The sequence below is a fragment of the Streptococcus suis genome, assembly GCF_002964575.1.
In the GTDB taxonomy this organism is placed as follows: Bacteria; Bacillota; Bacilli; order Lactobacillales; family Streptococcaceae; genus Streptococcus; species Streptococcus suis_R.
The window spans coordinates 20,157-31,833 of the sequence record NZ_POQQ01000076.1; the positions used below are offsets into that span (position 1 = coordinate 20,157).

The window sequence follows — 11,677 nt, forward strand, 5'->3', positions numbered from 1 at the left end:
ATACTAATAGTAAGAAATGACAAGGAGAAAAAGGAATGGCAGATGTAAGATTATATATTTCTCGTCACGGGAAAACCATGTTTAATACCATCGGGCGCGTGCAGGGTTGGTGTGATACACCGCTGACCAAGGCTGGTGAGGAAGGAATTCGTGAGCTAGGCTTGGGGCTCAAGGATGCGGGCCTTGATTTTAAACTAGCTGTATCCAGTGACCTGGGGCGGACCGTTCAGACCATGACCATCGCCCAGCGTGAGTTGGGAATTTTAGGAAAAATCCCATATTACCAAGACAAGCGTATCCGTGAATGGTGCTTTGGTAGTTTCGAGGGCATGTATGATGCCGAGCTTTTTCAAGGTGTCCTACCTCGTTTGAAAGGGACAGTTGATGCGACGGGCATGTCCTTTGCGGAAATCGCAGCAGGTATTCAAGAAGCAGACACCGCTGGCTGGGCGGAATCATGGGAAGTTTTGAGCAATCGTATCTTGACAGGCTTTGAGGCTATCGCCCAAGACTTGGAAAAGCAGGGCGGTGGCAATGCCCTTGTGGTCAGCCACGGTATGACCATTGCAACCCTAGCCCATCTGTTGGAGCCAGAGCGTGGTGCCAATGTCTTCCTGGATAACGGCTCAATCACCGTCCTCAAATACGAAAATGGCAAGCTCTTAATTGAAGCTGTTGGTGACCTATCCTACCGCAAACGCGGAGCAGAATTGATTGCCCAAGGGGAATAAATGTGAAATGAAAACATGTATGTCATACGTTTTTTCTGATGTGTGACATACATGTTTTTTATATATGAAATCTAAGTTACATCATTTTAACTCTTTCCTACTAAAGATAAAGTAACTCAGATAAAGGTAGATGAGGGTAGCCATAAAGCTAACACCCATGGATATCCTTGAAATATTTTCCCCTTGTTGGAGGGAAATGAATAGAAAATAATCTGTTGGTAATTTCATATGGAGTAGGTTACTAGTAATGAGGTTGGAGATATTGTCAAAAAGAAGGCTAATTAAACTAAAGGCAAGATAGGCTTGATTGACCTTATTGGACTTGACAAATATCAGGATGGATAACAGAGAGATACAGATAAATAAAGATGTTTGAACAATGAAACTTTGTATTATCACTGCAAAATCAACACGATCACCTAGAAGTAAGCCAACACTGCTACTCAATAAATAGGCTAGAAGGATATAAGCGAGATCTAGCACAAGGGTTGCTAAGACTTTATAGAAAAACACCCTTTTTCTTGTTTGTTGCTTGATAATAATATTATTGATGGTGCGGTAAGTAAAATCATCTCCCAAAAATAGGTTGGCTGGAACGATAAAAAATAGTGTGATAAATTGAGAAAGCAATTGAATAAGAGAGCTAGTGAAGTCTTCGTTGCCATGCAACAAAAAAGCGGATAAAAAGGACAGTAAAGCCAATATTCCCAATGAAATCGTTAGTCTCTGTTCTTTTTGAATCTTAAATAAATCAGCTTTAAAGTAACGTATCATGCTCTTCTCCTTCTTGAATCAATGTCAAGTAATAATCTTCAAATGACATTTGTTGTTTAAAAATTTCTTTGACCTCAATCTCATGGTTTATCAAGAGATGAATGAGGCTCATAACATTCGTATCTGATGACAGACTGATATAATCCTTGTCTATTTTGTAAGCGATGTCCTGCTCTTCAAGGATAGTCAAGGTCTTAGGATGGTTGTTCGTTTGTAGATAGAGCTGTTCTTCTAGGGTTTGTTCAAGCTCTTGCTTTGAGAATTCTTTGACAATAAGGCCCTTATGCATAATAATGTATCGATCAACCACCATCTCAAGCTCTGATAGAATATGACTGGAGATAAGGATGGTCATCCCATATTGATTTCGAAGATTTAAAATAATACTTCTCATTTCTTTGATTCCAACAGGGTCAAGACCATTAATCGGTTCGTCTAGGATTAAAAAATCAGGCCTATCTAGGATAGCTAAGGCAATGGCTAAACGTTGACGCATTCCCAATGAAAAATCTTTGGATTTTTTCTTAGGATCCACATCCTCTAAACCGACAATTGCTAATGTCTCTAAGATTTTTTCATCCGCTTGCTTGAGATTTAATTGCAGAGCCATGTAACGAAGATTATCGATAGCAGATAAATTGGGTTGTAGAGCAGGGGATTCAATTAAAGCTCCCATACGACAATTTTTTGAGCTAGTAATGGTACCTGAAGTTTGGGAAATGAGGCCCGATAACATTCTGAGAAGCGTTGTTTTCCCAGCACCATTTTCACCAACTAAGCCACAGATTTCTCCTTTATTAATCGTTAAAGAAACCTGATGAACGGCCTTTTGTTTCCCATATTGCTTTGATAATTCTTGGGTAGATAAGAGAGATGACATAACTACCTGCCTTTCTATAAAAAAATGATAAATCTATGATATACTAGATTCAAAAGTCAACGAATTTCGTTACATAAATGTAACGCGTGGAGAATATAATGGGGAGTTATGGAAAAATTTTTAAACTCATTCGCCAATCAAAAAATATGTCGCTAAAAGAAGTGGCTGGGGATTTCGTGACACCTGCTCAGCTATCACGCTTTGAAAATGGAAAGAGCAATCTTTCTGTAGATACTTTTTTTCATTGCTTGAGACGGATGAATGTGGTAGAGGGCGAATTTTCTACCCTCTACCAGTCCTATTTTCAGATAGATAATTTGTTTTCCTCAGAAGAATTCGTCCGTGCAGTTTATAGTCACAACGCTCAGTATATGGATAATAAAATTTTGTACCATCAAGCAGAATTTGAAAAGGATGGTCGTCCATTTGATAGGGTAATGGTCGCAGCCTTTCATATTTTCAAGCAGCAATGGTGCGATCCTGATTATGATGTTTCTGAGGACGAAAAAGCTATTCTATCGGACTATTTAATGTCCATAGATGATTGGGGGAAATTCGAACTCTGGATTTTCGGAAATTGTAGCAGAGGTCTTCCTAGCAAGATGTTAGAAGTTCTGGGAATGGAAGTTCTCAATCGAACCAAGTTTTATATGGATATCACAGAAAATAGAGATAATGTCTATAAGGTACTCATCAATATTTCTAGTAGCTTGTTAGATAGGGGAGAGGAGCTTGCTGCTATTCGCTTTCTCAAAATTCTTGACTCTGTCAATATCATGGAAAAGAATATGCGGGATCGCTTGCTGCTTAAGCTCCTAAAAGCACGCTTGTCCTACATGAATGGAAATGATAATGGTCTAGAAATAATGAAGGAATGTCTGCATATTGCCAAATTTTTAGATTGCTATGATTTAATCCACCAGATCAATAAGGAAATTGAGAAAGTTACAGATATGTAATGAATTTTAAGTGGCTCGTTATTTCCTGTAAGATGATACTTGTAAGTTTTACAACTTTACAAAACAATGTTTAGAACCTGTATTCACAAGAAAAGTGCTTTTAGATAAGAGATAGTTTTTCGCTAATCAAAGCAGTTTTTTGAGGGAATACTGACTGTATTTTGAAAAAAATGAACGATGAGTAGCTGAAAAACTAGCCTTAGCTAGAAGTGCTGAACTGTGAATACAGGTTCTTAATTATCTTGGAGGAAATAATGATGAAGAAATTACTTGTTTTAGGTACTCTTGCAATGCTAGGTTTTGTAACTGTTGGGCTTCTAGCAACGAATAGCAGTTCAGCAAGTGCTGAAACGGAGGGCAAGGTAGTTCTGTTTGGAAAAGTCGATTTTTCAGATGATGAAGAACAGGACACGGATGAGGAAAGGGAAGAAGTAGCGACAGAGAGCGATGATGCTAGCCGGCTTGAAAACTTTATCACGACACATAAAACACCATTTTCTAAAACAATCAAGAAATGAAATCAGGGAGTTTTCTCTGATTTTTTTCTTGACAATCCACCATTCTAGGTCTTCAGACTGATTTTTAGCACTCTAGGTAAAAGAGTGCTAATTTTTTGTCTTTTTCTCTTGACAATCCATTTTTTCGGCGTATAATGGGAGTATAAAGTTTAGCACTCATCGTTATAGAGTGCTAAAAATATAAAAATCAACACTGTTCATGAAAGGAGCGGAGATGATTACCCAACGTCAAAATGATATTTTAAATCTGATTGTTGAATTGTTTACGCGCCACCATGAGCCAGTTGGTTCTAAGGCCTTGCAGGAGATGATTGCTTCTAGTTCGGCCACCATTCGCAATGATATGGCTAAGCTAGAGCAGTTGGGCTTGCTAGAAAAGGCTCACACGTCAAGTGGTCGGATGCCCAGTCGGGCTGGTTTTCAATACTTTGTCAACCACTCGCTTAACTTGGAACACATCAATGAAGAAGATGTTTATCAGGTGGTCAAAGCCTTCGACTTTGAAGCCTTCAAGTTGGAAGACATCTTGGAGCGGGCTAGTACAGTCCTAGCAGATTTGACAGGCTACACTTCGGTCATCTTAGATGTGGAGCCGACCAGTCAGCAGTTGACTTCCTTTGACATCGTGCAACTCAGCAGCCACGATGCTCTGGCAGTCTTGACCTTGGATCAGTCCAAACCTGTCACTGTTCAGTTTGCCATTCCCAAGAACTTTTTGACCAGGGACTTGGAAGTGCTCAAACGCCTGGTGGATGAACGCTTCGTTGACCAGACGGTCTTGGCAATCCACTACAAGCTGCGGACGGAGATTCCCCAAGTGGTGCAGCGTTACTTTACCACGACGGACAATGTCTTGGATCTGATGGACTACATCTTTGCCAATCTCTTCCAAGAATCAGTCTTTATTAGCGGAAAGGTTGCTTCGCTGACCTATGGCAATCTGGCCACCTATCAACTCTTGGATAGCCCACAGCTATTAGCCCCAGAGTTGCGGCAAGGCTTGGCGCCAAACCAGCAGACCAGCATTTCTGTGGCGGAACATCGTGATCCAGCCCTAGCGGATGTGACGGTCATTCATCATCGCTTTCCAATCCCCTATCGGGGCATGGCCCAGATGAGCTTGCTTGGTCCTGTTGACATGGACTACCGTAGGCAGATGAGTTTGATCAACATCATCAGCCGCGTCCTATTTATGAAATTAACCGATTACTACCGATATTTAAGTAGTAATCATTATGAAGTCAATTAAAGGAGAATGCTTTGTCAGAAGAAATCAAAAACGAAGAAATCGTAGAAGAGGTTGAAGCAACAGAAGAAGTTGTGGACACGCCAGAAAAATCAGAATTGGATTTGGCAAATGAGCGGGCAGAGGAATTTGAAAACAAGTACCTCCGTGCCCACGCTGAAATGCAAAATATCCAACGCCGTGCCAACGAAGAACGCCAAACCATTCAGCGTTACCGTTCGCAAGACTTGGCCAAGAAAATCTTGCCGAGTTTGGATAACTTGGAACGTGCCCTTCAAGTCGAAGGCTTGACAGAAGATGTCAAAAAAGGCTTGGAAATGGTACAGGAAAGCTTGATTCAAGCCCTTAAAGAAGAAGGGGTGGAGGAAGTCGCAACCGATGTCTTTGACCCAAATCTTCACATGGCCATTCAAACAGTTCCAGCCACAGACGACTGCCCAGCAGAACACATTGCACAAGTCTTCCAAAAAGGCTACAAGCTGCATGAACGTCTGTTGAGACCGGCTATGGTAGTCGTATCAGAGTAGTCGCTCTGCTATTTTCCCAAAAAAGAAAACTTGACCGAGATGTCATGCACAGTAGTTTGCACCCAATCGCTTCGTCGCGAGGCTCCTAGCTCTAGGGCAAACTTTGTGTCGGTAACTCTAAGGTCGCTAAAGCGACAAGAGTTACTCGAAAACTATGAAAAAAACCTCGTCTGCAATGACGGTAAACTATGAATGAATAAAAGAAAACTAAAATAAGAGGTAACACACATGTCTAAAATTATCGGTATTGACTTAGGTACAACAAACTCAGCAGTTGCAGTTCTTGAAGGAACTGAATCAAAAATCATCGCAAACCCAGAAGGAAACCGCACAACTCCGTCTGTTGTGTCTTTCAAAAATGGTGAAATCATCGTTGGTGACGCGGCAAAACGCCAAGCAGTGACTAACCCAGATACCATCATCTCTATCAAATCAAAAATGGGAACTTCTGAAAAAGTTTCAGCAAACGGTAAAGAATATACACCACAAGAAATCTCAGCAATGATCCTTCAATACTTGAAAGGCTACGCTGAAGAGTACCTTGGTGAAAAAGTAACTAAAGCCGTTATCACTGTTCCTGCTTACTTCAACGATGCTCAACGTCAAGCAACCAAAGACGCTGGTAAAATCGCTGGTCTTGAAGTAGAACGTATCGTCAACGAGCCAACTGCAGCAGCCCTTGCTTACGGTTTGGACAAGACTGACAAAGATGAAAAAATCTTGGTATTCGACCTTGGTGGTGGTACTTTTGACGTGTCAATCCTTGAGCTTGGTGACGGTGTCTTTGATGTACTTGCAACAGCAGGTGATAACAAGCTCGGTGGTGACGACTTTGACCAAAAGATTATCGACCACATGGTAGCAGAATTCAAGAAAGAAAATGGCATCGACTTGTCAGCTGACAAGATGGCCCTTCAACGTTTGAAAGATGCGGCTGAAAAAGCGAAGAAAGACCTTTCGGGTGTAACATCAACTCAAATTAGCTTGCCGTTCATCACTGCAGGTGCAGCAGGTCCGCTTCACTTGGAAATGACATTGACTCGTGCAAAATTTGACGAATTGACTTACGATCTTGTAGAACGTACAAAAATTCCTGTTCGTCAAGCTCTTTCAGATGCAGGTCTTAGCTTGTCAGAAATTGACGAAGTCATCCTTGTCGGCGGTTCAACTCGTATCCCAGCCGTTGTAGAAGCTGTAAAAGCTGAAACTGGCAAAGAGCCAAACAAATCTGTGAACCCTGATGAAGTTGTTGCTATGGGTGCGGCAATCCAAGGTGGTGTCATCACTGGTGATGTTAAAGACGTCGTTCTTCTTGACGTAACACCATTGTCACTTGGTATCGAAACAATGGGTGGCGTATTCACAAAACTCATCGACCGCAACACAACGATCCCAACTTCTAAATCACAAGTCTTCTCAACTGCGGCAGACAACCAGCCAGCTGTTGACATCCACGTGCTTCAAGGTGAGCGTCCAATGGCAGCAGACAACAAGACTCTTGGTCGTTTCCAATTGACTGACATCCCTGCAGCGCCTCGTGGTATTCCACAAATCGAAGTAACATTTGACATTGACAAGAACGGTATCGTTTCTGTAAAAGCCAAAGACCTTGGTACGCAAAAAGAGCAAACAATCGTTATCCAGTCTAACTCAGGTTTGACAGATGAAGAAATCGACCGCATGATGAAAGATGCAGAAGCAAACGCTGAAGCAGACAAGAAACGTAAGGAAGAAGTGGACCTTCGTAACGATGTTGACCAAGCTATCTTTGCGACTGAGAAAACTCTTAAAGAAACTGAAGGCAAAGGCTTCGACGCAGAACGTGACCAAGCTCAAGCAGCTCTTGATGAGTTGAAAGCAGCCCAAGAAGCCAATAACTTGGACGACATGAAGGCTAAACTGGAAAACCTCAACGAAAAAGCCCAAGCTCTTGCAGTGAAACTCTACGAGCAAGCCGCAGCAGCACAACAAGCAGCCGCAGGCCAAGAAGGTGCCCAAACAGCTAACAACGCAGGCGATGATGTGGTAGACGGCGAGTTTACTGAGAAGTAGTACTCTTCGAAATTCTTCACTAGGCTTCGTTAACTCTCCTCGATGAACTCCAGTTCAATCTTCGTCCAGTTGCCTAGCCTAGTCTTGAATTTCTTTGAGTATCTAGGACATGGAAAGTTATCTTTTTTCCGAAGTTCTTAGCTCGAACTCAGTTCTCATCTCCCCGAGAAAATAAATCATTAGTAAATCAAGATTCCAATCACAGAGGTTGCAACCCAGCCTCTGTTTTTGGGTAAATAACTGATGAGGAGGCTTTTCATGAAAAAAGTTGCTTGTTTGCTCTATCCTAATTTTTCTCTCTATGAGATAGCTCCTTTGACTAGCACATTGGTGTTGAATTTTGGGAGAAAGATTGATTTTATTGCTTCCACTACGGAAACGATTTATTCGGAGGACGGTCTACCTTGTCATGCTAACAAAATCTTAGAAGAGATAAATATAGAGGAATATGATTGTATTCTTTGTCCAGGGACGATTGACTTCACTCCGGCTTTGAGAGATGAGCACCTCATTCGATTTCTGGCTGGCTTAGATGGTAAACCAATCAAAATTGCAGCGATTTCCTCTGCTCCGATCCTGCTTGCTAAGGCTGGATTATTGGAGAATACCTTATATACAGGTGGTATTTGGCAAAATTTCATGGACTATTTTGACTTTCTACCTGGAGAAAATTTTCGTCCCTTACCAGTCTGTGAAGATGGCAATATCATTACAGGAACTGGCTTTACAGTCAATGCCTTTTCGCGTCAGGTTCTCACCAGTCTAAGATTGGTTGAAGATGCGACTATGTACTTCAAAGAAAATGATGATTACTCTGCGGAAGACTTTATTTTCGAATTGTCTGACGAGGAATTTGAAGAGTTCAAAGCAACATTTGAGAAAGATCCTAACTAATTTTACAGAAAGGAAAGTGTTCGTAATCCAACACGGGCTACTTTCAATATTTCAAAGAAAGGAATACAAGTTCGGTTAATCGAACACAGGCTAAAAACCTAGTGAAAAAGATAAACTTCCTAGTGTGTTTTACACACTGCGTCAGTTTCCTATTTTCACTTTTCCAAAACCATGATAGAAAGGAAAGTGTTCGTAATCGAACACGGGCTACGGACTGTGCCAAAAAGATAGTTTTTCCTAGGACGGTGAGGTCCTACGTCAAAACTCCTATTTTGGCTGTGTCCGCTTTACGCCCTTAGTATCTTATATGAACAACACAGAATTTTACGATCGTCTGGGGGTTTCCAAGAATGCTTCGCCAGACGAGATTAAGAAGGCTTATCGGAAGCTTTCAAAGAAATACCATCCAGATATTAACAAGGATCCGGGTGCGGAGGATAAATACAAGGAGGTCCAAGAGGCTTATGAGACTCTGAGCGACCCTCAAAAACGATCTGCCTATGACCAATTTGGTCCTGCGGGTGCCAATGGAGGCTTCGGCGGCGGAGCTGGTGGTTTTGGTGGTTTCGATGGAGCTGGTTTCGGTGGCTTTGAAGACATCTTCTCAAGCTTCTTTGGTGGTGGCGGTGCGACCCGCAATCCTAATGCTCCTCGTCAAGGGGATGACCTCCAATACCGTGTCAACCTCAAGTTTGAAGAGGCAATTTTCGGCGCAGAGAAAGAAGTTTCTTATCACCGTGAAGCTACTTGTCGGACTTGTACGGGTTCAGGTTCTAAACCTGGTACTAGCCCAGTAACTTGTGGACGCTGTCACGGTTCAGGGATTATCAATGTGGACACGCAAACACCACTTGGTACCATGCGCCGTCAAATGACCTGTGATGTCTGTCATGGTCGTGGTAAACAAATTAAGGATCCATGTACAACTTGTCGCGGAACCGGTCATGAGAAACAAGCCCATACAGTAACAGTGAAGGTGCCAGCAGGTGTGGAAACTGGTCAGAAAATCCGTCTGGCAGGTCAGGGGGAAGCAGGTTTTAATGGTGGTCCTTACGGAGATCTCTATGTGGTCATTCAAGTCCAGGCTTCAGATAAGTTTGAGCGTGAGGGGACAACAATTTATTATAAATTAGACCTCAACTTTGTTCAGGCAGCCTTGGGTGATACAGTCCATGTGCCAACCGTTCACGGTGATGTGGATATGGTGATCCCTGAAGGAACACAGACAGGTAAGACCTTCCGTCTGAAAGGCAAAGGAGCTCCAAGTGTTCGTGGCGGGGCTATCGGTGATCAGTATGTGACGGTCAATATTGTTACCCCTACAGGTCTGAACGACCGTCAACGTGCAGCTCTTAAAGAATTTGCAGCAGCAGGAAACATTGATATCAAACCCCATAAAAAAGGCTTCTTTGACAAGGTAAAAGATGCTTTTGAAGAGCTGTAATTTGCTTTTATCGGAATACTCAAAATCAGTAAGCGTGGCTTGCTGATTTTTTACTTTCATGATAAGCTAATAAAAAAATACAAGGAGAAGCCTATGGAATGGAAAGATGCGACAGCCATGGCTCAGGCTGTCAATCAAAAACAGGTTTCTGCCAAGGAATTGGTACAAGAAACCATTGACAGAATAGAAAATCTCAATCCCACCCTCAATGCAGTCGTCAGCAAGCAATACGAACAAGCCCTGCAAGAAGCAGAAAGAGGGAACTTTCAAGATAAGCCCTTTGGTGGTGTTCCTCTTTTGTTGAAAGATTTGGGGCAAAATGAAGCAGGTCAAATATCAACGGCAGGCTCCCGTTTGTTCCAAAATTATCGAGCAGGCCATACAGACAAATTGGTACAGGCTTTCAAGGATCTGGGTTTTATCATCTTGGGTCGGACCAATACGCCAGAGTTTGGTTTTAAGAACATATCAGACTCCAGCCTACATGGGCCGGTCAAGCTACCCCTAGATTTGAGCCGCAACGCAGGTGGATCCAGTGGAGGAGCAGCAGCTGCGGTGGCTTCTGGCATGATACCCTTAGCGGCAGCTTCAGATGGTGGCGGCTCTATCCGTATTCCCGCCTCCTTCAATGGTTTGATCGGTCTCAAGCCTAGTCGGGGCCGCATTCCTGTTGGCCCAACTTCCTATCGTGGCTGGCAAGGAGCTTCCAGCAACTTCGCACTGACCAAGTCGGTTCGAGATACCCAGCGTCTGCTCTATCATTTGCAAGCCTATCAGGTAGAGGCTCCTTTTCCACTGGCTCTCCTCTCTGAGCAGAGTCTCTTTGCACCACAGCATAAAGCTATGAAAATTGCCTACAGTCTGGAATCGCCGATTGGCAGTCCGGTTTCCGCTGATGCCAAACAGGCTGTTCTATCCCTTCTGCCACACTTAGAAGCACTGGGACACCAGATTATCGAGCTAACAAGCCCTATTTTGGACGGGATAGAAGTCATGCAGGCCTATTACCTGATGAACAGTGTTGAAACAGCCCAGATGTTTGACGAGATTGAAGCGGGGCTGGGTCGGTCCATGACGGTTGATGATATGGAACTGATGACTTGGGCCATTTACCAGAGTGGGCAGACTGTTCCGGCTAAGCTCTATTCTAAGGTCTTGCAGGATTGGGACCGCTACAGTGCCATCATGGCGGATTTCCATCAACACTATGATCTCCTTCTGACGCCGACCGTATCGGATGTAGCTCCCAAGCTAGACCAGTTCACTCACTCGCAAGAGATGCTGGACCGCTTGTTGTACACACAGGAGTTGACAATGGCAGAGCAACAGAGCTTAATTTGGGAGATGTTTGCAGAAAGTCTAGCCTGGACACCCTTTACCCAACAGGCAAACATCACCGGCCAACCGGCTATCAGCTTGCCAACTTATCAGACTCCACAAGGCCTGCCAATCGGCGTTCAATTCACAGCAGCCAAGGGGCGAGAGGATTTGCTCTTACAATTGGCAGACCAGTTGGAGCAAGCAGGTCTGCTTCACAAATAATGTCTCCATTTTTCGGTTCAATTATTTGCCAAAAGGTTTGCAAAATGTTACCCTGTAAAAGTTGGTGGGTTAACACCAAGAAAAAGAATAAGAGAAGTTCAAACTTCTAA

Annotated in this window: 11 protein-coding genes; 9 read left to right on the top strand and 2 right to left on the bottom strand. The window is 43.0% G+C overall.

Features of this window, described 5'->3' with window-relative positions; translation table 11 throughout:
• Positions 1-35: 35 nt before the first annotated feature.
• On the top strand, positions 36-731 hold the full coding sequence (locus C1E58_RS09775) for a histidine phosphatase family protein (RefSeq protein WP_029187631.1): 696 nt from the start codon (positions 36-38) through the stop codon (positions 729-731).
• A gap of 81 nt (positions 732-812) precedes the next feature.
• On the opposite strand, the gene C1E58_RS09780 is transcribed toward C1E58_RS09775, so the two are convergent.
• Entirely contained in the window at positions 813-1,505 is a 693-nt protein-coding gene (locus C1E58_RS09780) for an ABC transporter permease (RefSeq protein ID WP_105210202.1), read from the bottom strand.
• Complete coding sequence (locus C1E58_RS09785) at positions 1,489-2,385, bottom strand: ATP-binding cassette domain-containing protein (RefSeq protein WP_105210203.1); 897 nt, start codon at positions 2,383-2,385, stop codon at positions 1,489-1,491. Before C1E58_RS09785 ends, C1E58_RS09780 begins: the two co-directional genes overlap by 17 nt.
• Positions 2,386-2,483: 98 nt before the next feature.
• Between C1E58_RS09785 and C1E58_RS09790 the strand changes: the two genes are divergently transcribed.
• The 8 genes from C1E58_RS09790 to C1E58_RS09825 all read left to right on the top strand — a co-directional run bounded on the left by C1E58_RS09790 (position 2,484) and on the right by C1E58_RS09825 (position 11,567).
• Entirely contained in the window at positions 2,484-3,344 is an 861-nt protein-coding gene (locus tag C1E58_RS09790) for an Rgg/GadR/MutR family transcriptional regulator (protein ID WP_105210204.1), read from the top strand.
• Positions 3,345-3,598: 254 nt separating this feature from the next.
• Complete coding sequence (locus C1E58_RS09795; RefSeq protein WP_105210205.1) at positions 3,599-3,862, top strand: hypothetical protein; 264 nt, start codon at positions 3,599-3,601, stop codon at positions 3,860-3,862.
• Between the two features lie 214 nt (positions 3,863-4,076).
• Positions 4,077-5,111 carry a heat-inducible transcriptional repressor HrcA gene (gene hrcA, locus C1E58_RS09800; protein ID WP_105210206.1) on the top strand — a complete coding sequence of 345 codons (1,035 nt, stop codon included), beginning with the start codon at positions 4,077-4,079 and terminating at the stop codon, positions 5,109-5,111.
• An 11-nt stretch (positions 5,112-5,122) separates the two neighbouring features.
• Complete coding sequence (gene grpE / locus C1E58_RS09805; RefSeq protein WP_105210207.1) at positions 5,123-5,635, top strand: nucleotide exchange factor GrpE; 513 nt, start codon at positions 5,123-5,125, stop codon at positions 5,633-5,635.
• Between the two features lie 228 nt (positions 5,636-5,863).
• Positions 5,864-7,687 (top strand): molecular chaperone DnaK, encoded by a 1,824-nt coding sequence (dnaK, locus tag C1E58_RS09810; protein WP_024417547.1) that lies wholly within the window; start codon positions 5,864-5,866, stop codon positions 7,685-7,687.
• A 258-nt stretch (positions 7,688-7,945) separates the two neighbouring features.
• On the top strand, positions 7,946-8,581 hold the full coding sequence (locus C1E58_RS09815; protein WP_105210208.1) for a DJ-1/PfpI family protein: 636 nt from the start codon (positions 7,946-7,948) through the stop codon (positions 8,579-8,581).
• Positions 8,582-8,888: 307 nt separating this feature from the next.
• On the top strand, positions 8,889-10,025 hold the full coding sequence (dnaJ, locus tag C1E58_RS09820; protein ID WP_105210209.1) for a molecular chaperone DnaJ: 1,137 nt from the start codon (positions 8,889-8,891) through the stop codon (positions 10,023-10,025).
• A 93-nt stretch (positions 10,026-10,118) separates the two neighbouring features.
• Entirely contained in the window at positions 10,119-11,567 is a 1,449-nt protein-coding gene (locus C1E58_RS09825) for an amidase (protein WP_105210210.1), read from the top strand.
• The last annotated feature ends 110 nt before the right edge of the window (positions 11,568-11,677 follow it).

Coding starts and splice junctions, on each gene's coding strand:
- C1E58_RS09775 (WP_029187631.1), top strand. CDS start 36: ATGGCAGATGTAAGATTATATATTTCTCGTCACGGGAAAACCATGTTT.
- C1E58_RS09785 (WP_105210203.1), bottom strand. CDS start 2,385: ATGTCATCTCTCTTATCTACCCAAGAATTATCAAAGCAATATGGGAAA.
- hrcA (WP_105210206.1), top strand. CDS start 4,077: ATGATTACCCAACGTCAAAATGATATTTTAAATCTGATTGTTGAATTG.
- C1E58_RS09780 (WP_105210202.1), bottom strand. CDS start 1,505: ATGATACGTTACTTTAAAGCTGATTTATTTAAGATTCAAAAAGAACAG.
- C1E58_RS09795 (WP_105210205.1), top strand. CDS start 3,599: ATGATGAAGAAATTACTTGTTTTAGGTACTCTTGCAATGCTAGGTTTT.
- dnaK (WP_024417547.1), top strand. CDS start 5,864: ATGTCTAAAATTATCGGTATTGACTTAGGTACAACAAACTCAGCAGTT.
- dnaJ (WP_105210209.1), top strand. CDS start 8,889: ATGAACAACACAGAATTTTACGATCGTCTGGGGGTTTCCAAGAATGCT.
- C1E58_RS09825 (WP_105210210.1), top strand. CDS start 10,119: ATGGAATGGAAAGATGCGACAGCCATGGCTCAGGCTGTCAATCAAAAA.
- C1E58_RS09790 (WP_105210204.1), top strand. CDS start 2,484: ATGGGGAGTTATGGAAAAATTTTTAAACTCATTCGCCAATCAAAAAAT.
- C1E58_RS09815 (WP_105210208.1), top strand. CDS start 7,946: ATGAAAAAAGTTGCTTGTTTGCTCTATCCTAATTTTTCTCTCTATGAG.